The organism is Pseudomonas sp. E1BtOHC1, assembly GCF_058744285.1.
The window spans coordinates 2,327,992-2,348,357 of record NZ_CP196023.1; the positions used below are offsets into that span (position 1 = coordinate 2,327,992).

The window sequence follows — 20,366 nt, forward strand, 5'->3', positions numbered from 1 at the left end:
CCGGCCGGCGCTGTTTCAGCGCCGACCCGTCACAGGGGATCAGAGCAGTTCGAAGCTCTGTTGCTTGACGTCCTGGGAATCCAGGCCGATCTGTACATTGAAGTCGCCCGGTTCCGCGGCGTACTTGAGCTGCGCGTTGTAGAACTTCAGGTCGTCCTCGGTGATGGTGAAGTGGATGGATTTCTCTTCACCGGCCTTGAGCATGACTTTCTGGAAGTTCTTCAATTCCTTGATCGGGCGGATCATCGAGCCGGCCACGTCCTGGATATACAGCTGCACCACGGTTTCGCCGTCACGCTTGCCGGTGTTCTTCACGGTCACGCTGGCATCGAGCTTGCCGCTCTTGTTCAGGGTGGTGGAGGACAGCGCCATGTCTGAAAGGCTGAAGCTGGTGTAGCTCAAGCCATAGCCGAACGGAAACAGGGGGCCGGTGGTGTCGTCGAAGTACTGCGAGGTGTAGTTGCCTGGCTTGCCCGGCGTGAACGGCCGGCCAATGGTCAGGTGGTTGTAGTAGGTGGGAATCTGGCCCACGGAACGGGGGAAGGTGATCGGCAGCTTGCCCGACGGGTTGTAGTCGCCGAACAGTACGTCGGCAATGGCGTTGCCGCCTTCGGTGCCGCTGAACCAGGTTTCCAGGATGGCGTCGGCTTGCTGGTTTTCTTCCAGCAGTGACAGCGGACGGCCATTCATCAGCACCAGCACCAGAGGCTTGCCGGTGGCCTTGAGGGCCTTGATCAGCTCCCGCTGGCTGGCGGGAATATGCAGATCGGTGCGGCTCGAAGACTCGTGGGACATGCCACGGGACTCGCCCACCGCGGCCACGATCACATCCGACTGCTTGGCCGCCTTGACCGCTTCGTCGATCATCTGCTGCGCGGAGCGTGGGTCGTCCACCACTTCCGGGGCATCGAAGTTGAGGAAGTTCAGGTAATCCACCACCTTTTTGTCGGCAGTGATGTTGGAACCCCGGGCGTAGACCAATTGGGCCTTGTCGCCCAGAACGTTGCGCATGCCGTCATACAGCGTCACCGACTGTGCCGGAACGCCGGCGGCGGCCCAACTGCCCATCATGTCGATCGGCGCCTTGGCCAGGGGGCCTACCAGGGCGATCTTCGCGGTTTTCTTCAGCGGCAGGGTGTCGTTCTGGTTCTTCAGCAGCACCAGGCTGCGGCGGGCAATGTCCCGGGCGTCGCTGCGGTGCAGGCGGCTTTCGGCGTTGGTGTCGGCCGGGTCGTCCTCGGCTTTGCCGATACGCACATAAGGGTCCTTGAACAGGCCCATGTCGTACTTGGCCGCCAGCACTTCACGCACGGCGTTGTCGATGTCCTTCTGCTCGATCTCCCCGGACTTGAGCAGCCCCGGCAGTTCCTTGCCGTACAGCGAGTCGTTCATGCTCATGTCGATGCCGGCCTTGATCGCCAGCTTGGCCGCTTCGCGACCGTCCTTGGCGACGCCGTGGCGGATCAGCTCGATGATCGCCCCGTGGTCGCTCACCGCCAGGCCCTTGAAGCCCCACTCCTTGCGCAGCAGGTCGTTCATCAGCCAGGTGTTGGAGGTGGCCGGCACGCCGTTGATGGAGTTCAGGGCCACCATCACTCCGCCGGCACCGGCGTCGATGGCCGCGCGGTAGGGCGGCAGGTAGTCCTGGTACATCTTCACCGGGCTCATGTCGACGATGTTGTAGTCGCGACCGCCTTCCACGGCGCCGTACAGGGCGAAATGCTTGACGCTGGCCATGATGCTGTCCGGCAAGGCCGGGCTCTGGCCCTGGTAGGCCTTGACCATCACCTTGGCAATCCGCGAGACCAGATAGGTGTCTTCGCCGAAGCCTTCGGAGGTACGGCCCCAGCGTGGATCGCGGGAGATGTCGACCATGGGTGCGAAGGTGATGTCCAGGCTGTCGGCGCTGGCTTCCTTGGCGGCGATGCGCCCGGAGCGGCCGATGGCGTCCATGTCCCAGCTGGACGCCAGGGCCAGGCTGATGGGGAAGATGGTCCGGTGGCCGTGGATCACGTCATAGGCGAAGAACATCGGGATCTTCAGCCGGCTGCGCATGGCCGCGTCCTGCATCGGCCGGTTTTCCGGGCGGGTGATGGAGTTGAAGGTGCCGCCGATGTTGCCTGCGGCGATTTCCTTGCGGATCAGCTCGCGAGGCATTTCCGGGCCGATGCTGATCAGGCGCAACTGGCCGATCTTCTCTTCCAGGGTCATGCGCTGGAGCAGATCGCTGATAAAGGCTTCTTTGTTTTCCAGGGGGACCGGGGCAGATTCGGCCAACACAGGGTGACTGGCCAGGCTGACCAGCAGGCCCAGCAAACACAGCTTATTCATGAATAGTGTTCTCAGGGGCTCAAGACCGACGCATGAGTGACGCGTCGAACAGCCAAAATTTAGGGAGCGACTATTGTTGTTCAGATAATTCCCGCACACTTCTGAACTCTTTTTCGCGCTGGGCATCTTTTAGCCCATCAGCCCGATGCATTCCAGTGGCGCAGGCAGATTTTGCCCCACAGGATGTGTGAAACCGGGCAAAAGATTCTTTTCCATCAGGTTGTGCAAGGAGCCCCACCCATGAACATCACCCAAAGCCTGCGCTCGAGCTGGCCCGTTGCCGCCCTGTTGCTGCTCACCAGCCTGCTCAGCGGTTGTGGCATCAACAACATTCCGACCCTCGATGAGCAGGTCAAGGCCGACTGGGGCCAGGTGCAGAACCAGTACCAGCGTCGTGCCGATTTGATTCCCAACCTGGTGGAGACCGTCAAGGGCTACGCCAAGCATGAAGAAGAAACCCTCACTGCGGTGATCGAGGCCCGGGCCAAGGCCACTTCGATCCAGGTGGACGCCAGTACCCTGGACAACCCGGAAAAACTCAAGCAGTTCCAGCAGGCCCAGGATCAGTTGAGCGGTGCCCTGAGCCGCCTGATGGTGGTCTCCGAGCGCTACCCGGATTTGAAGGCCAACCAGAACTTCCTGGCCCTGCAATCCCAGCTTGAAGGCACCGAGAACCGCATCGCCGTGGCCCGCCGCGACTTCATCCTCGCGGTGCAGAAGTACAACACCGAGATCCGCACTTTCCCCGGTCGCCTGTGGCACAGCCTGATGTACAGCGACTTGCCGGTGCGTGCGTCCTTCGAGGCCACCAGCCCTGACGCCGACAAAGCGCCGCAAGTGAAATTCTGATGAGCCTCGGGCAGCGCGTGCTGCAAAGCGCGCTGCTGTCGCTATGCCTGGTGAGTGGCGCCGTATCGGCGCAACAGCCGTTCCAGTTCCAGTTCCGACTCCGACAGCAGCCGGAGCGGTGGTGGCAGTTTTGGCGGAGGCGGGGCGTCCGGCACTGGGTAGCGCAAGCGGACAATCATTGAGGATGAGGTGCTGATGCGACTCTATAAAATCGGCCTGGTGCTGTTGCTCTGGGTCTTTGCGGTCACGGCCCAGGCCGAGCTGAAGTTCCCGGCTCTGAGTGGGCGGGTGGTGGACAACGCCCAGTTGATCGAACCAACCATCAGCGCCCAGCTGACTCGGCAGTTGCAAGCCCACGAACAGGCCACCGGCGAGCAGTTGGTGGTGGTGACCCTACCTGACTTGCAAGGTGCCAGCATTGAGGACTACGGCTATCAGCTGGGGCGTTACTGGGGCATTGGCCAGAAGGACAAGAACAACGGCGCGCTGCTGATCGTCGCCCGGGACGAGCGCAAGCTGCGCATTGAAGTGGGTTATGGTCTGGAGGATCGCCTGACCGATGCCCAGGCCTCGGTGATCATCAATCAGGTGATTACCCCGGCGTTCAAGACTGGACAATTCAGCAAGGGCATCAGCGACGGCGTCTCGGCCATGCTGCTGGTGCTCGGTGGCACGCCGCTGGACCAACCGGACCCGGTGTATGACAGCGTCGAGAGCAGCGACCAGGACGATTTTGTCCAGCGTCATCCGTTGCTGTTCATCTTCCTGGTGCTGCTGTTCATCCTGGTGGTGATAGTGGCGCAGGCGCTCGGGTTCATCACCACCACCAGCGGGCGCGGCGGTGACGGAGGCGGTGGCTTCGGCGGTTTCGGCGGTGGCGGTTTTGGTGGCGGGTCCGGCGGTGGTGGCGGCTTCAGCGGGGGCGGTGGCAGTTTTGGCGGCGGCGGTTCCTCCGGCGGCTGGTAACTGAAAATAAAAAGAGGGTATCCAACGACATGGCATTACTGAGTGAGTACGAACAACGGCAGGTGGCCGAAGCCATCGCCCGAGTCGAACGCCAGACCGACGCCGAGCTGGTGACGGTGCTGGCCGCCCGGGCCGACGACTATGCCTACATCCCGTTGCTCTGGGCCAGTCTGCTGGCGCTGGTGGTGCCGGGGCTGGTGCACTACGCCACCGGCTGGCTGAACATGCACCTGTTGCTGCTGGCGCAATGGGCGACCTTCATCGTGCTGTGCCTGGTGTTCCGCCTGCCCAAGATCACCACCCGGCTGATCCCGCGGTCGGTGCGCCATTGGCGGGCTTCCAACCTGGCCCGACGGCAGTTTCTCGAACAGAACCTGCATCACACTGTGGGCGGCACCGGGGTGCTGATCTTTGTCAGCGAAGCCGAGCGTTACGTGGAAATCCTCGTGGACGAGGGCATTTCCAAGCGTCTGGATAACAAGCAGTGGAACGACATCGTGCGCAACTTTACCCAGCAAGTGCGACAGGGCCAGACCCTGCAGGGCTTCCTCGACTGTATTGAAGCCAGCGGCGAGTTGCTCAAGACCCATGTGCCCCTGACCCAGGAGCGCAACGAATTGCCCAACCGCCTGGTGGTGCTCAACTGAGCCCGCCGCCGTAGGAGCCGGCTTGCCGGCGAACAGGCCCCTGAGTCTTGCACCGCCCTTGAGGACGCCTTCGCTGGCAAGCCAGCTCCTACGGCGGTGCGATATCGGTGTTGTTCATGCAGGAGCCGGCTTGCCGGCGAATGGCCCCTGAGCCTTGCACCGCCCTCGGGCGAGGATTTTTTACCGTCGGGTGAATAACTTCGTGCCCCGACGGGGCTAGCTCCCTAAAATACCTGCCACTCCCTGATTCACACCCCGCATTGCCCGAGGCACCTGCCCCCATGTCTGTCACCGCACCTTCCGCCCGTCCCGCGCCGGATCATCACGCCCAGTTCCTGCAATTGCTCGACACCAGCCTTGCGCAAAACGCCTTTATCAAGCTGGTACTGGCCAAGCACGTGGGCCCGGAGGCGGACCTGCAACGGCTGATCATCAAGCAACTGACGGTCAAGGAGCAGCCGTGCCTGTCCTTCGTCTATCGCTACAAGACCCGTGACATCACCAAGAACTTCCCCCTGGACGAGGGCGTGGCCACCATCGCCGGGCTGCTGCCGGTCTCGTTCAAGAATGCCCATCTGCTGACCCTGACCGACGAAGTGCAGCTGGAATACAGCAAGAAGGGCAAGAGCTCGCTGTTCAAGGGCAAGCCGCAAACCCAGCGCGATGTGCCGTCCGCCGAGCACAACCGCGAGAAGAACCGCTTTCTCGACCTGAGCCGACCTTTCCTGGCCGATCTTGGAGTGACCAACAAGCAGCACGAACTGATCCCGGCCATGTCGCGCAAGTGGAAGCAGATCAACAAGTTCATCGAGGTCTTCAGCCACGCCCTGGGCAGCTCGCCGATCAAGCTCGACCAGCCGGTGCGGGTCGCGGACTTCGGCTCCGGCAAGGGCTATCTGACGTTCGCCATCCACGATTACCTGCGCAACACCTTGCAGGCCCAGGGTGAAGTCACCGGTGTCGAATTGCGTGAGGACATGGTGACCCTGTGCAACACCGCCGCCGCGCGTCTGGAGCATCCGGGCCTGGTGTTCAAGTGTGGCGATGTGCGCAGTGTGGCCCCCAGCGAACTGGACGTGATGATTGCTCTGCATGCCTGTGATATCGCCACCGACTACGCGATCCACACCGGCATCCGCTCCGGCGCGGCGATCATCATGTGCTCGCCGTGCTGTCACAAGCAGATCCGCCTGCAGATCCAGAGCCCGGCGCTGCTCAAGCCGATGCTGCAATACGGCCTGCACCTGGGGCAGCAGGCGGAGATGGTCACCGACAGCCTGCGGGCCCTGTTCCTCGAAGCCTGCGGTTATGAAACCAAGGTCTTTGAATTCATCTCCCTGGAACACACCAACAAGAACAAGATGATCCTTGCGGTCAAGCGTGCCGAGCCGGTTGACCCGACCCAACTGCTGGCCAGGATCGAAGAGCTCAAGGCCTTCTACCAGATCAGCGAACACTGCCTGGAAACCCTGCTCAAGGCCGACGGCTATCTACAGAGCAGCAGCGCCAAGCAGTAAGCTGCAAGCCACCAGTCTGGAGTTTCACGCCAGCAGCTTGAGGCTTACAGCTTGCCGCTGTAGTAAGTGGCTATTACCCGGGCTGGCGGATTGGGACTACCTTGAGTACTCATTCCGCCCACGTCTTTCCCTGAAAGGAGTCCACTCCATGGCCGCTAAAAAGATCCTCATGCTGGTTGGCGATTACGTCGAAGACTACGAAGTGATGGTGCCGTTCCAGGCACTGCTGATGGTCGGTCATACGGTGCACGCCGTGTGCCCGGACAAGAGCGCCGGGCAGACCGTGCGTACGGCGATCCACGACTTCGAGGGCGACCAGACCTACAGCGAGAAACCGGGTCACCTGTTTGCCCTCAACTTCGATTTTGCCCAGGTCAGCTCCGCTGATTACGACGCCCTGCTGATCCCCGGCGGACGTGCACCGGAATACCTGCGCCTGAACGAAAAAGTCCTGCAACTGGTCAAGGAATTCGACCAGGCCGGCAAGCCGATTGCTGCGGTGTGCCATGGCGCGCAACTGCTGGCGGCAGCGGGCATCCTCGAAGGTCGTGAATGCAGTGCCTATCCGGCCTGTGCCCCGGAAGTGCGTCTGGCCGGTGGCACTTACATCGATATCCCGGTGACTGAAGGTCACGTCCAGGGCAATCTGGTCACCGCCCCAGCGTGGCCGGCGCACCCCAGCTGGCTGGCGGGTTTCCTGGGCCTGCTGGGCACCCGCATCACCCTTTAAGCGAGGACCACGTCATGTGCGAGCTGTACGTCAAGGCCGACCCGATTCTTTATGAATCCCGTTCCCGCTCGTTGCGTATCTGTGGCGTGGTCACCACCTTGCGCCTGGAAAACCAGTTCTGGGATATCCTCAGCGAAATTGCCGAAGTGGACGGCATGACCACCAACCAGCTGATTGCCAAGCTGTATGAAGAGGTCATGGACTATCGCGGCGAAGTGGTGAATTTCGCCTCCTTCCTGCGGGTCAGTTGCACCCGCTACCTGAGCCAGCGCCGCAGCGCCCCCGATCTCAGCCTGGTACGCCGCAACGCTTTGTAAGTCCTCGTGTCGTGCATCGCACCTGGCGGCGCTTTCGCTGGCAAGCCAGCTCCTACGAGGCTTACGGCGTTACATCTTGTAGGCGCCGGCTTGCCGGTGAAGAGGCATGCCATCGTGGCATGCCTCTTCACCGGCGCCGGGGGGATTGGCTGCAGGCGGGCAGGGCGCCCGGACGAGGCGCGGGCTGAGCGGTTACAGGCCCAGGCGCGCCAGTTGGCGCAGGTCGGCGATCACCGCCGGGTTGCCGCCCTCCAGCACATCCAGGCGAATCTGTGCGATCAGCGATTTCAGCAGTTCGGTCTGGGTCATCCGGGTTGCCTCCAGCAGACGCGCGAGATCCTCAGCCACATAGTGGTTGACCTTCAGCGACAGGCGCTTCATTGCCGGCACGGCAGGCAACTGGCGGGCCTTGGCCTGTTCCGCCAGGTACGTGGCGAAACCCTCGTGTACCTGCTCCAGGCCAGGCTCGGCGGGGGCGCTGAAGTAGTAGCTGAAGAACAATTTGCGCATCTGTACCCCGGCGTCCTCGGCCACCGAGTGCATCGCGGCATCCAGCACGTCGAGGTAGACCGCTGGCAGCCGCGCCTCGATGGAGGTCAGTTGCTGGCGGCGCGCTTCCTTGATCGCCGGCGTCGACTGGGGCGGGATGGCTACCACCGTGGCGCACAGGTCGCAGACCCCCACCAGGATCTCCCGGGCCTGGCCGTTGCCGTCGCTGAACGGTACGTCGCGGCGGGTGTAGGTGATGCCCACGACCTGCTGGCAATGCTCACAAAGCGCCTTGCCCCGGTCGCCCTGCAGATAGAGTTTCATGGGTTGCCCTCATCGGTGAACGCTGATGAACCACACATCTGGCTCGATAAAGTAGAACTTGATGTACCAGTCCGCCTTATTCAGCACATGGACGGCAAGGTCCGGGGCGCTGTGGTGGGCACTGCACTGGTGGTCGGTGCCCTTGCAGGCGCCGATGACCTCGATCAGTTGGCCGGCCGAAACCTCACCGGTGGCCAGCAGGTTCTTGACCTCGATCGAGCCGCGGCATGCACATAGTTGCCGCTCTGTAGTGCATCGATCAGGTCCCGCCTGACCTTCCTGAAGCCTCTGTCCATGATGCTTTCTCGTTTGTACGACGAATGTCGTACATAATCAATGGGAAGTAGGCTGAAAGCGCCCAAAGGCATTTCAGCGGTTTTCAGGGGGGAGTCGATCTTAGCCCGGCAGGCGCGGGCGGCAGGGCTTGGCTAAAGGCTTGCAATACATCCGTGATGGCCAACGGCTGGCCTGCTGCGGTGCATCCGATGCACCGCAGCCAGTTGCCGTCAGAAGAAGCGGGTCACGCTGATCTTGGCGTTGCGTCCGACGCTGTAGGCGTTGTCGCCGCTGAGGGCCGGACGGTAGTCGCGGTTGAACATGTTATCCAGGGTGAAGTTGACTTCAGTGCCCTTGAGATAGGCTTGTTGGGGCTTCCAGTTGGCAAACAGGCCCTGCACGTTGTAGCGATCATTGCCGTACTGGTCCCAGTAGGAATCACCCAGGCTACTGGCCGGGCCGCTGGGGTATTTGTCGCTGGGCAGGCGGTCGGTCTGGCGTACCCACTGGCCCTGCCAGCCAACCTGGGCATCCCATTGGGGAATCTTCAGCCCCAGGGTCGCCACCCACTTGCGTGGCGGAATGTCCCGGGCCCAGACGTTCGGTCCCCAAGGGTTGGTATAGGCGCCTTGGTGCTTGCCGGTGATCCATGAGTAAGACAGGGCGCCGAACAGGTAGGTGGAGTCGTAGTAGCTCTCGACTTCAAAGCCTTTGATGGTCAGGTCGCCGATGTTGCGATACACCGACATCGGCGATTCCTTGCACACCTGAGAGATGCTCTTGCCAGTGCTCAACTGCTCCGCACAGCCGATGCCGGTGGCCTTGAGGATCTCGTTGGTGATCTTGTTCTGGAACACCGTGGTGCGGATCTGCGCGTTGTCGTTGTCGGTCAGCACCTTGGAGAAATTATGGATGGTCCCTGCTCGCAGTGCGGTGATGCGCTCCGGGTCCAGGTTACGGCTGGTGGCCGAGCGCGTGCTGCCGGGGGCCTGAACTTCGTACTGCTCGTCGATTACCGGTGCGCGCCAGGTCTTGCTGTAGTCGGCGAACAGCGCCAGGTTCGGATTGACGTTCCAGAACGCCGAGAGGCGCGGCGACCAGCCGGTGTAGGTCTTGTCACCATAGTCATGGCCGTCCTTGGGGCTGGTGCTGTTGTACAGCGGCGCATCGTTTTGCTCGCCACGGTTGCGTACATGGTCGTAGCGCAGCGATGGGGTCAGGGTGAAGTCCCCCAGAGTTACCGCGTCCTGGATGTAGAAGGCGTTGTTGTCGACCTTGCCATGGGGCATGAAGCCCGGCTGGTAGTGGCCGTAGTTGTACTTGGGCACTTCATAGGTCTTGCCCGGCATCCACATGTCCACCTCGCGAGTGTGCTTGCGGATCTGCGCACCTGTGGTGAAGGCGTGTTCCAGAGGGCCGGTGCTGAAGCGGCTGGTATTGGTCACTTCGAGGATCTTGTCCTCGTAGCCCACGGTGATCTTGCGACCGCCAGTGACCGGTTGATAGAAAGCGGTCGGGCCGCGCTCGTCGGTCTGGTCGGTCTTGGAGTTGGAGTATTGGACCTTGAGGTCGACCCAGGGGTTGTCTACCGGCTGATACTCGTACTTGGTCAGCCAGGTGGTGTCGACGGTATTGCGCTGAGCCAGGTAGCGCTTGGTGGCGCCGTCATAACCGTACTTGTCGATGTTGGCCTTGCTGGGCGGCGCCGGGTAGGTCTTGGCCGAGAAGGGCGCCCAGATGTCACTGTTGGAGCGCATGTAGCTCAAGCCCAGGCGATGCTCGTCGGTCAGTTGCATGTTGAACTTATAGAGCTCGCCGTCCAGGTCCTGAGCTGTGTTGGGCTGGCGCTTGGGGTTGATCAGGTATTCATTGCGCGGGTCGGGAATGGAACTGGCCAGCTTCATGTCGTCGCCGTCGCGCTTGGTCCAGTAAGCCAGGGCATCGAAGCGATGGTCATCGGAACGGCCATAGACGGCAGAGGTGTAGGCCTGTTGATGGTCGTTGCTGCTGTAGCCGTACTTGACCATGGCGCCGACATTGCGTCCGTCCTGCAGCAGGTCCGGGGCATCCTTGGTCTCGGTGTGCACGGTGCCGCCGAAGCCGCCGTTCCCGGTCTTCGGCGAGTGCGGGCCTTTCTCCACTTCCACCCGACGGATCAGTTCCGGCTCGATGAAGATCACTCCCTGCTGGTAGCGCTCGAAGCCGCTCTTGGTGGCGCCGTCGACGGTGATCGGTACGTCTTCGGCGTCTCCCAGGCCCCAGATGTTGATGGTCTGGCCGCCGGGTTTGAGCGAGCCGCCCAGGCTCACGCCGGGCAGGGTGTCGATCAGGCTGACCACGTTGTTGGACTGGTGGCGATCGATTTCCGTCTGGTTCAGGGTCGAGCGACCAACACTGGCGGCGTCCACCTCGGTGCCATTGCCGATCACGCTCATGGCCCCCAGTTGCAAGGCCGAACCACTGCTGAGGCTGGTCTCGGCAGGGCGCACGATGTAGGTGTTGTCGACCTTCATCAGGTTGAACTGGCCGCTCTGCAGCAGGGCGCGGATCGCCTCTTCCGGGCTGTAGTCGCCTTGCAGGGCCGGGGCCTTGGCATTGCGCAGCAGTTGCTCATCGAACAGCAGCTGGATCTTTGCCTGCTGGGCGATCTGGCTCAGGGAGGCGGCCAGAGGCTGCGCCGGCAGCTGGAAATGCAGCGGCCCGGCATGGGCCTGCAGGCTGAATGCCAGGCAGGCGGCGAGCAGGGTCGGGCGGGTACGGACTAACGGAACAGGCAAGAACGCGCGAAACATGACTTCCCCCAGAGCGGCTTAAAGGCCAAAAAGGCGCTGCGGACAGATCGCAGACAGGAGGAAGACGCGGCAGTGAAAAAAAACCTCATATGCGAATGCAAAATATTCTCATATAAAATTCAGCGGGCTTCGATCTTCAGCTGACCGTTGGCCTGTACCCGGGTTTTTACCGGGATCAGGGCCGGTAGAGCCTTGACCAAGGCATCCGGATCGTTGACGTCGAGGTTGCCGGAAACCTTGTAGGCGCTCAGCGGGCCCTCGGCCAGTTGTACCGGCTGGTGGCGGTACAGGTTCAGCTCGTCCACCAGGCTCGCCAGGTCGCGGTTGCGAAAGGCCAGGCGCCCGCTGCGCCAGTCGGCCACCTCGTCGCGGTCCAGGGTCTGCTGGCGCAGGGTGCCTTTTTGCAGGTCATAGGTGGCCTGTTGTCGAGCGCTCAGCAGGGTCAACTCCCCGGGCTTGCCGTCCGGGCTGAAGGCCACCTGGCCGTGGGCCACGCTGACCACCAGTTGGCGCTGGCCGCGACGCACGTCGAAGGCGGTGCCCACCACCCGCACCTTGGCCTCGCCGCTGTGCACCCACAGCGGACGTTCCTTGTCGGCGGCGACTTCCAGGTACAGCTGGCCCAACTGCAGGTAGATGTTGCGCTGATGGGCGCTGAAATCGATGGTCACCTGGGTATTGGCGTTGACGTACAAGGTGCTGCCGTCCGGCAGCTTGAAGGCCCGTGCCCCCTGTTCCTGGGCCGCGATCTGCTGCCGGTAGGGGGCCTGGGGCGTGCCCAGGTTGACCGCCAGCACCGCGCACAGCAAGGCGGCGGCCACTGCCAGGGCCGGCCGCCAGAGTGGCGTCTTGCGCCGGGGGAGCGGCACCGGGCGGCTCAGTTGCTGCAACTGCGCCAGGTCGTCCCACAGCGCCTCGAATTCGGCGTAGGCCCGGGCATGGGCCGGTTCACTGATCCAGCTATCGAAGGCCTTGCGCGTGGCGCGATCCGGATCATTGCGGTTACGGGCGAACCAGCTGGCGGCCTGAGCATCGATCTGTTCGCTGTCGAGGTCGTCGTGGGTGCCGGGAAAGCGGGTCATTCAGGCTGCTCCTTGCCATTTTCTCGTTGTAGGTGCTGCTTGCAGTGCAGCAGGGCAAAGGCGATGTGTTTCTCCACCATGCTCACGGAAATCCCCATGCGTTCGGCGATCTGCGCCTGGCTCAGCCCTTCGAAGCGGTGCAGCATAAGGGCTTCGCGGCGGCGCGGCGAGAGTTGGGCGAGGACTTCTTTCAATTGCTCCAGGCGTTGCAGGCGCTGGATGGCGGGCAGCGGCTCATGCTGTTCGTCGGCCAGGGGTTCGCTGTCGAAGTTTTCTTCGAGGTGGGGCTCGTGGTGCACCTTGGAACGTACTTGCTGGCGTCGCCAATGATCGCGCAGCAGATTGCGCGCCATCTGGAACAGAAAGGCCCGGGGCTGCTCGACCTGGGCCCGATCACGGTAATCGAGCCATTGGGTGAACACGTCCTGGGTCATGTCCGCCGCGTCGCTGGCGTTGTCCGTGCGTTTACGCAGGAAATGCAGGATGTCCGCATAGAACCCGCGAACAGAGTCCGCCGACGCAGAGTCGGTCTTGGAGAGAGACATGGATATCCTTCTTGACGACGCGGTGAGCACAAGGTCGCGAATGATATCGAGAATTATTGCTATTTGTCACTTGCGCAAATTGACGATCAGCCAGCACCGCCTTCGCGCTCTAAATACCCTTCTTCGCGGGAACGGGCTTGCCAGCGAAGGCGCCCTTGCAGGCGATGCCAGGCTGCGCCCTCTTCGCCGGCAAGCCGGCTCCTACAAGGGGGAAGCACGGCATGTCGGCGCTGGCTTGCCAGCGAAAGCCCCCATAAAGGCTCAGATCACGAAAAAGCCGTGGGTGCCGTCGCGCCGTAGTTGTTCCACCAGGCCAAACTCCCAGTCCAGGTAACCCTGCATGGCTTCCCTGGGGTTGTCGGTGCCTTCATAGGGGCGGCGGTAGCGGTCGATCCGTGGCGCGGCCAGTTGCTGGCGGCTTTCCTCCAGGGGCAGCCCGGCTTCGATCCAGGCTGCGGTGCCACCGCTCAGGAGAAACACCGGACGCTGGGTCAGGGCCTGCAATTGCGGCACTACAAAGCGTGCCAGCAGGCTGCTGCCGCAGGTCAGGACAAACCGCTCGGGCTGGGGCAGTTGGGCCAGGGATTCCTCCAGTTGGCTGGGCAGGGCCCACCAGGCACCGGGGATATGGCGTTGCACGTAGTTGGCGCTGGCGGTGAAATCCAGAACCAGGGTGCCGGGTTCCTGCAGCCAGTCGGCCAGGGTGCGCGGGCTGATCTCCTCGGCCGGGGCCGCATCCGGCAAGGGCGCCTGCCAGGGACCGCGCACGCTGAAGTCGCTGTCGCGCAGACCGTCGAGCACCGCCACCTGCCAGCCCATCTGGGCCAGCCAGGACGCGCTCATGTTGGCGCGCACGCCGTCGTTGTCCACCAGCACCAGGCGCGCACCGCGAACGCTGGCGAAGTGATCGGTTTCCTGCACCAGTTGCCCCCCGGGCGTGGAGCGGGCTGCGGGCAGGTGGCCGGCGGCGAATTCCTCCGGAGTACGTACATCGAACAGATAGCTGGTGCGCTTGGGATCGGCTTGCCAGCGCCGCCACTGGGCGAGATCGATGCGCGCCACGTCAGCCTGATCCGCTACCGCCCGTGCCGCCGTTTGCGCCTGCGCCCGCTGGGCCTCATTCACTGCCTTGAACCGGCGGTTCTGGCCGTGCTCCAGTTTCTGCCCGGCCAGGGTCCAGCCGATGGTGCCGTTGCGCAGGGCCGCCACCGGATTGGGAATGCCGGCGTTTACCAGGGACTGGGTGCCGATGATGCTGCGGGTACGTCCGGCACAGTTGACCACCACCTGTGTCCGCGGATCGGGGGCCAGTTCACGCACCCGCAGCACCAGTTCGGCGCCGGGCACGCTGGTGCTGCCGGGGATGCTCATGGTCTGGTATTCGTCGAAGCGTCTTGCATCCAGCACCACCAGATCGGCCTGCTGGTCGAGCAGCGCCTGGAGTTCTTCGGCGGCCAGGGATGGGGTATGACGCTCCGCCTCCACCAGTTCGCCAAAGGATTTGCTGGGGACGTTGACGTCCTTGAACAACTCGCCACCGGCGGTGCGCCAGCCATCCAGGCCGCCCTCAAGCAGGGCGACATCGCTGTAGCCCAGTTGCCGCAGGCGGGTCGCCGCACGTTGGGCCAGCCCTTCGCCCTGGTCATAGAGGGTAATCGGGGTGTCGCGCCGGGGGATGCGCGCATAGACCTCCAGCTCCAGTTTCGACAGCGGGATATTGGCGGCGAACAGCGGGTGGGCTTCGGCGAAGGGCGCCTCTTCACGGACATCGATCAGCGCCAGTTCCTGGCGGTCGAGCAGGGCCTGACGGATGTGCGCCGGGCTGCGGGTAGGGAAATCGGTCATTGCAGGGGCTCCTTCGACAAGTCCCAGAGGTTAGGCAGCAAGCGGTTGGAATAACCGGAGACAAAGGGCTTCTCGTGACCGTCCGGATCGTATACGGCACGGCGTACCGCACCGATATTGGCGCCATACACATGGATGCTGATGGACACCCGGTCGGCGTAGGCGTTGCTCACCTGATGGATGTCGCCAATGCGCGGCGACACTGCCTCCACTTGCCCCGGCACCAGGCGTATCGGAGCCCCCGCAGGTTGCAGGCGGCCGTCCGCCAGGCGTTCGAAACCCTGGGAGTCTTCGGCGCCGCGGAGCATGCCGATCAGCCCCCAGACCCGGTGATCGTGGATTGGCGTGCGCTGCCCCGGCCCCCAGACAAAGCTGACGATGGAGAAGCGCTGGCGCGAGTCGGCATGCAGCAGGAATTGCTGGTAGCGCTGTGGGTCCGGCTCGGCGAACTCATCGGGCAGCCAATCGTCCCGGCTCACCAGGCGCTGCAGCAGCGTGGCCCCTTGATCCAGCACCCGGGCCTCATCGGGGGCGCTGTCCAGCAGCTCGGCCAGGGCGGCGATGAAGTCCCGCAGGCGGGCGAAGTTGGGTGAAGCAATGGCGATTGTTTCGGCGTTGTGGGGCATGGGCTCCCTCCGTGGACACAAGGCAAATGACGCGAACTACACGGGCGAGCTAAAAGGTATTATTCTTATCGAACATTTTTCCAGTCATTTATTATGCGAAAAAAGAATGAAGATAGATGATCTGAATGCGTTCGTTGCGGTGATCCGTTGCCAGACCATCAGCCAGGCGGCCGATGCCCTGCAATTGACCCAGCCGGCCATCACCCGCCGGGTGCAGAATTTCGAGGAAGCCCTGGGGGTGGAGTTGCTGGATCGCAACACCAAGCCACTCAAGCCCACCAGCATGGGCCTGCGGGTTTATGGCCAGTGCCTGGAAGTGCTGCGCAGCATCGATGCCCTGAACGAGTTGGTGGCCAATGACGGCGCCCCCAGCGGCGCCTTGCGCATCGGTGTGCCGCAGACCATTGGCGATGTGGTGCTGCTGGATGCCCTGAGCCAGCTGAAGACGCTCTATCCGCAATTGCAGACGTCGGTGGCCACGGGGTGGGGCAGCCACCTGCTGAGCAAGGTCGAGAACGGTGAGCTGGACGTGGTGGCTGCGCTGTTTCCCGCTGGCAAGGTATTCCCCGAAGGCGTAGTGGGGCGCTCCCTGGGCAGCATGAATCTGGTGGTGGTAGCGGCCAAGGGCGAGGTGCGCAAGCGTTCCTGCAAGCTGGCCGACTGTTACCAGCGCGGCTGGGTGTTGAATCCCGATGGCTGCGGTTTCCGTGCGGGCCTGCAACGAGCGTTGAGTGCCCAGGGCCTGACTTTACAGATCAACCTGGAAACCTTCGGCACCGAGCTGCAACTGGGGCTGATCGCCAATGGCCTGGGGTACGGCCTGGTGCCGCTGCCGTTGCTGGAGAACAGCAGCCACCGCGACAAACTGGAGATAGTGCCGGTGAGCGACTTCAAGCCGGTGATCGACCTGTGGCTGGTACACCCGCGCTTCCTCGGCAACCTGCAAGAACCGGTGAGCCTGTTTGGCGAGATGGTCGCCGCCCGCGTCGGCTAGTCACGGGTGCGGCGCAACGGGTGCTTGCAGGTGCTGGCTTGTTGCAAGAGCGGGCTAGACGGCGAAGGCTTCGGCAGGGGCAGCGCAACCCGCAACGGCCCCTTCGCCGGCAAGCCGGCTCCTACAGGGGGGGGGGGGTGGTTTATCCTTTGTTTGCATATATATCTATTTGCTGAATGCATTTTTTGTATATTAAGTTAGAACCAAAACGAATTTCACGGACGTTTTTTATGTAGTTAGCATGGGGCTCGAACGCGCTGAAATAGGGATGTTGAAATGCCTGCGCAAGCCCCGCTGACCTTGTCCTCCCGCTGGACCGAGCGCCCCGGATTGAAGCTCCTGGGCAACCTGCTGTTACGCCTGATCAGCCCGCTGTTACTCCTGCTGCTCTGGGAACTGGCCTCCCGCACCGGGCTCTTGCCGACACGGATCATCGCCGCCCCCAGCACCATCGGCGACACCCTGTGGCAGATGCTCGGCAGTGGCGAGTTGGGCGGACATCTGTGGGTGTCCCTCAAGCGCGCCCTCAGCGGACTGGCCATCGGTGTCAGCCTGGGCACTGTCCTGGCCCTGCTGGCGGGCCTGTCCCGGCGTGGCGAGATCGCCATCGACTCGCCGATGCAGATGCTGCGCACCCTGCCATTCCTGGCCATAGTGCCGCTGTTCATTCTCTGGTTCGGGGTTGGCGAGACGCCAAAGATCGCCCTCATTGCCCTGGGCACCACCTTTCCCATCTACCTCACCCTGTTCTCCGGTATCCGCAGCCTCGACCCCAAGCTGGTGGAGGCAGCGACGCTGCTGGGCCTCAAGCGCTGGGAGCTGATCGTCCACGTGATCCTGCCCGGTGCGTTGCCGGCCTTTTTCGTCGGCCTGCGCTACGCCTTCGGCATCAGTTGGCTGGGGCTGGTGGTGGTGGAGCAGATCAACGCCAGCGCCGGTATCGGCTATCTGGTCAATGACGCCCGGGATTTCATGCGCACCGACGTGATCGTCATCTGCCTCTTGGTCTACAGCGTATTGGGCCTGGGCATCGACAGCCTGGTGCGCGGCCTTGAACGTTTTGCCCTGGCCTGGCGGCCGACCTTCATCAGGAACTGACCATGACTGTATTACTGCCCCAGCCGGGCCGCGTGCGCGCCGCCGTCGAATGCCGCGGCGTCAGCCGACGCTTTGCCGGGCAAGCGGTCCTGGATGGCCTGGACCTGGAGATCGCCCCGGGGGAGTTCGTCGCCCTGTTGGGCAGCAGCGGTTCGGGCAAGACCACCTTGCTCCGGGCCCTGGCCGGGCTGGAACCGGTAGATGAGGGGCAGTTGCAGGTGCCCACTGCCATGGCCGCAGTCTTCCAGGAACCACGGCTGATGCCCTGGAAGCGCGTATGGCGCAATGTCGCCCTCGGTGTGCGCGGGGCCCAGGTGCGTGAGCGGGCGCTGGCGGCATTGGCCGAAGTAGGGCTGGGTCATCGCCTCGGTGCCTGGCCCGGCACCCTGTCCGGCGGCGAAGCCCAGCGCGTGGCCCTGGCCCGGGCCCTGGTGCGCGAGCCGCAGTTATTGCTGCTGGACGAGCCCTTTGCCGCCCTCGACGCCCTGACCCGAATTCGCATGCATCAGCTGATCATCCGCCTGTGGCGGGTGCATACCCCGGCCGTGTTGCTGGTGACCCACGATGTCGATGAGGCATTGCTGCTGGCCGACCGAGTGCTGGTACTGGCCAACGGGCAGATAGCCGAACAGCTACCGATTCGCCTGCCGCGTCCGCGTCAGGCGTCCACCCCGGGGTTCCAGCAACTGCGTGCGCGGCTGCTGCAACTGCTGGGGGTCGAAACTGAGGCCGAGCCGGCCGTCAGCGTCTCCCACCCCTTGAGCAGGACTGCCAGCCGATGAGCCTTTCCACTGTGCAACCGTCCCCGTCCGTAGCCCGTTCCTCGCTGGATGCGGACTCTGCCGAGTTCGCCGATCTGCTGCAGCAGTTGAGCGAGGAGTTCGCCGCCACTGCGGCCTATTACGATCGTCATAGCGAGTTTCCCCACGCCAACCTGCAACGCCTGCACGAGCATGGCCTGCTGGCCTTGACGGTGCCCCGGGCCCTGGGGGGCAGTGAGGCGACCCTGGCCCAGGCGCGCCGAGTGATCGGCGCCGTGGCCCAGGGTGAGCCCTCCACTGCGCTGGTGCTGGTGATGCAGTATCTGCAGCACACGCGGCTGCAACAGAACAACGCCTGGCCCCTGCATCTGCGTCAGCAAGTGGCCCGTGAAGCGGTACAGGACGGCGCCTTGATCAACGCCCTGCGGGTCGAACCGGACCTGGGCACCCCGGCCCGTGGCGGGTTGCCCTCGACCTTGGCGCGGCGGGTCGAAGGCGGTTGGCGGCTGAGCGGGCGCAAGATCTACTCCACCGGCATTCCCGGGCTGACCTGGCTGGCGGTCTGGGCCCGCAGCGATGATGCCGAGCCGCAGGTGGGCACCTGGCTGGTGCACCGCGACAGCCCCGGCATCAGCGTCGAGGAAACCTGGGACCACCTGGGCATGCGCGCCACCGGCAGTCACGACGTGATCTTCGACGAAGTGTTCGTGCCCCTGGAACAAGCGGTGGACATCCAGCCGGCCAACGTTCCGCGCCCCTCGGAGTTGGACAGCAAGGGTGTGCTCTGGCTGGCGGTGCTGCTGTCGGCGATCTATGACGGCGTGGCCCGGGCCGCCCGCGACTGGCTGCTGAGCTGGCTGGCCCAGCGCACCCCGGCCAACCTTGGCGCGCCACTGTCGAGCCTGCCGCGTTTCCAGGAACTGATCGGGCGCATCGATGCCTTGCTGTTCAACAATCGGGTGCTGCTGGATGCGGCCGCCGAAGGGCGGATCGCCCCGGGGGAGGCGACCCAGATCAAGTACCTGGTGACCAGCAACGCCATCAGCGCCGTGGAGCTGGGCATCGAAGCCATCGGCAACCCCGGGCTGGCCCGGGGCAATCCCATCGAACGGCATTACCGCGACGTGCTCTGCAGCCGGATTCACACGCCGCAGAACGACGCGATCCTTGGCGCTGTCGGGCGTGCCGCCTTTGCCTTGCCCAGCCGGGGAGCCCAGGTGTGACGCGGATCGCCAGCCAGCTCGACGAGGGCTTCAACCAGCAATTGCGCCAGTGGCTGCCAGGCGTCGAGGTACTGAGCCTGCCCCGCGGGCTGCCCAGCGATCTGCCCGGGGATATCCAGGTGCTGCTGGCGGCGCCCCATGCCGATTTTCGTGATGCTCCAGAGCCGCCTGCGGGTTGGCCCTTCGGCCTGCAGTTTGTGCAACTGGTGACCTCGGGCCTGGACTATTTTCCGCGCTGGCTGTTCGCCCGGTTGCCGGTGGCCAGCGCCCGTGGCAGCACCGCCGAGAGCATCGCCGAGTTTGCCCTGGCGGCGATTTTCGCGGCCGCCAAAGACCTGCCCCAGGTGTGGATCGATGATGCCGAGCACTGGCGGCAACGGCCGCTGGCCTCGGTGGCCGGCAGCACCTTGGGCCTGTTCGGTTTTGGCAGCATCGCCCGGGAGCTGGCGCCCAAGGCCCAGGCCCTGGGCATGCAGGTGCTGGCCCTGCGGCGTTCGCAACGGCCCTTTGATGTGCCCGGAGTCGAGCCTGTGGCCAACCTGCATGAGTTGTTTGCCCGGGCCGACCACCTGCTGCTGGCGGTGCCGCTGACCGAACAGACCCGGCAGGTCATCGACGCCGAGGTACTGGCGGCGGCCAAGCCCGGTCTGCACCTGATCAATATTGCCCGGGGTGCCCTGGTGGATCAGACCGCCCTGTTACGGGCTCTGGACGTGGGGCAGATCGCTCGCGCCAGCCTGGACGTGGCCGATCCCGAGCCGCTGCCCGCAGGCCATCCGTTCTACCGTCATCAACGCATTCGCCTGTCGCCTCACACCTCGGCCAACTCGCCTCGGGTCTACCTGAATATCGCTCGTTTGCTGGAGCGCAACCTCCAGCGCTGGCGTGCGGGGCTGGCCCTGGAAAACCCGGTGGAGATCGAACGTGGCTACTAGCCTCGCCAGCCATTGGCCC

18 protein-coding genes are annotated in these 20,366 nt (G+C 63.6%); 11 read left to right on the plus strand and 7 right to left on the minus strand.

What is annotated here, in order from left to right:
* Nucleotides 1-39 precede the first annotated feature (39 nt).
* Nucleotides 40-2,331 carry a beta-glucosidase BglX gene (gene bglX / locus ACSSVC_RS10705; RefSeq protein WP_346634976.1) on the minus strand — a complete coding sequence of 764 codons (2,292 nt, stop codon included), beginning with the start codon at nt 2,329-2,331 and terminating at the stop codon, nt 40-42.
* Nucleotides 2,332-2,571: 240 nt separating this feature from the next.
* Between bglX and ACSSVC_RS10710 the strand changes: the two genes are divergently transcribed.
* The 6 genes from ACSSVC_RS10710 to ACSSVC_RS10735 all read left to right on the plus strand — a co-directional run bounded on the left by ACSSVC_RS10710 (nt 2,572) and on the right by ACSSVC_RS10735 (nt 7,357).
* A complete protein-coding gene (locus ACSSVC_RS10710) occupies nt 2,572-3,180 on the plus strand; it encodes a LemA family protein (protein ID WP_346634975.1) in 609 nt (202 codons plus the stop codon).
* Nucleotides 3,181-3,375: 195 nt separating this feature from the next.
* A complete protein-coding gene (locus tag ACSSVC_RS10715; RefSeq protein WP_346634974.1) occupies nt 3,376-4,146 on the plus strand; it encodes a TPM domain-containing protein in 771 nt (256 codons plus the stop codon).
* A gap of 29 nt (nt 4,147-4,175) precedes the next feature.
* Nucleotides 4,176-4,793 (plus strand): TPM domain-containing protein, encoded by a 618-nt coding sequence (locus ACSSVC_RS10720; RefSeq protein ID WP_346634973.1) that lies wholly within the window; start codon nt 4,176-4,178, stop codon nt 4,791-4,793.
* A gap of 281 nt (nt 4,794-5,074) precedes the next feature.
* Nucleotides 5,075-6,310, plus strand: coding sequence for a class I SAM-dependent methyltransferase (locus ACSSVC_RS10725; protein ID WP_446438949.1), 1,236 nt, complete (start codon nt 5,075-5,077; stop codon nt 6,308-6,310).
* 148 nt (nt 6,311-6,458) lie between these two features.
* Nucleotides 6,459-7,040 carry a DJ-1/PfpI family protein gene (locus ACSSVC_RS10730; RefSeq protein WP_346634971.1) on the plus strand — a complete coding sequence of 194 codons (582 nt, stop codon included), beginning with the start codon at nt 6,459-6,461 and terminating at the stop codon, nt 7,038-7,040.
* Between the two features lie 14 nt (nt 7,041-7,054).
* On the plus strand, nt 7,055-7,357 hold the full coding sequence (locus tag ACSSVC_RS10735) for a ribbon-helix-helix domain-containing protein (RefSeq protein WP_346634970.1): 303 nt from the start codon (nt 7,055-7,057) through the stop codon (nt 7,355-7,357).
* A gap of 192 nt (nt 7,358-7,549) precedes the next feature.
* Here ACSSVC_RS10735 and ACSSVC_RS10740 read toward each other — a convergent pair whose 3' ends face one another.
* From ACSSVC_RS10740 to ACSSVC_RS10765, 6 genes are all read right to left on the minus strand, one after another.
* Nucleotides 7,550-8,170 (minus strand): hypothetical protein, encoded by a 621-nt coding sequence (locus tag ACSSVC_RS10740; RefSeq protein WP_346634969.1) that lies wholly within the window; start codon nt 8,168-8,170, stop codon nt 7,550-7,552.
* A 506-nt stretch (nt 8,171-8,676) separates the two neighbouring features.
* The gene (locus ACSSVC_RS10745) at nt 8,677-11,238 is read right to left on the minus strand and encodes a TonB-dependent receptor (RefSeq protein WP_492612271.1); all 2,562 of its coding nucleotides are present in this window, start codon (nt 11,236-11,238) and stop codon (nt 8,677-8,679) included.
* A 119-nt stretch (nt 11,239-11,357) separates the two neighbouring features.
* Entirely contained in the window at nt 11,358-12,320 is a 963-nt protein-coding gene (locus tag ACSSVC_RS10750) for a FecR family protein (RefSeq protein ID WP_346634967.1), read from the minus strand.
* On the minus strand, nt 12,317-12,865 hold the full coding sequence (locus ACSSVC_RS10755; RefSeq protein WP_492612272.1) for an RNA polymerase sigma factor: 549 nt from the start codon (nt 12,863-12,865) through the stop codon (nt 12,317-12,319). Before ACSSVC_RS10755 ends, ACSSVC_RS10750 begins: the two co-directional genes overlap by 4 nt.
* A gap of 261 nt (nt 12,866-13,126) precedes the next feature.
* On the minus strand, nt 13,127-14,710 hold the full coding sequence (locus ACSSVC_RS10760) for a rhodanese-related sulfurtransferase (protein WP_492612273.1): 1,584 nt from the start codon (nt 14,708-14,710) through the stop codon (nt 13,127-13,129).
* A complete protein-coding gene (locus tag ACSSVC_RS10765) occupies nt 14,707-15,336 on the minus strand; it encodes a cysteine dioxygenase family protein (protein WP_346634964.1) in 630 nt (209 codons plus the stop codon). Before ACSSVC_RS10765 ends, ACSSVC_RS10760 begins: the two co-directional genes overlap by 4 nt.
* 106 nt (nt 15,337-15,442) lie before the next feature.
* Between ACSSVC_RS10765 and ACSSVC_RS10770 the strand changes: the two genes are divergently transcribed.
* From ACSSVC_RS10770 to ACSSVC_RS10790, 5 genes are all read left to right on the plus strand, one after another.
* Nucleotides 15,443-16,330: a LysR family transcriptional regulator gene (locus tag ACSSVC_RS10770; protein ID WP_123723323.1), complete on the plus strand. Its 888-nt coding sequence runs from the start codon at nt 15,443-15,445 to the stop codon at nt 16,328-16,330.
* A 276-nt stretch (nt 16,331-16,606) separates the two neighbouring features.
* Complete coding sequence (locus ACSSVC_RS10775; protein WP_346634963.1) at nt 16,607-17,428, plus strand: ABC transporter permease; 822 nt, start codon at nt 16,607-16,609, stop codon at nt 17,426-17,428.
* Nucleotides 17,429-17,430: 2 nt separating this feature from the next.
* Nucleotides 17,431-18,210 carry an ABC transporter ATP-binding protein gene (locus ACSSVC_RS10780; RefSeq protein WP_404938509.1) on the plus strand — a complete coding sequence of 260 codons (780 nt, stop codon included), beginning with the start codon at nt 17,431-17,433 and terminating at the stop codon, nt 18,208-18,210.
* On the plus strand, nt 18,207-19,412 hold the full coding sequence (locus ACSSVC_RS10785) for an acyl-CoA dehydrogenase family protein (protein ID WP_492612274.1): 1,206 nt from the start codon (nt 18,207-18,209) through the stop codon (nt 19,410-19,412). The genes ACSSVC_RS10780 and ACSSVC_RS10785 overlap by 4 nt, the downstream gene beginning before the upstream one ends.
* Nucleotides 19,409-20,347, plus strand: a complete 939-nt coding sequence (locus tag ACSSVC_RS10790; RefSeq protein ID WP_404938513.1) for a D-isomer specific 2-hydroxyacid dehydrogenase family protein — start codon at nt 19,409-19,411, stop codon at nt 20,345-20,347. The genes ACSSVC_RS10785 and ACSSVC_RS10790 overlap by 4 nt, the downstream gene beginning before the upstream one ends.
* Nucleotides 20,348-20,366: the final 19 nt, after the last annotated feature.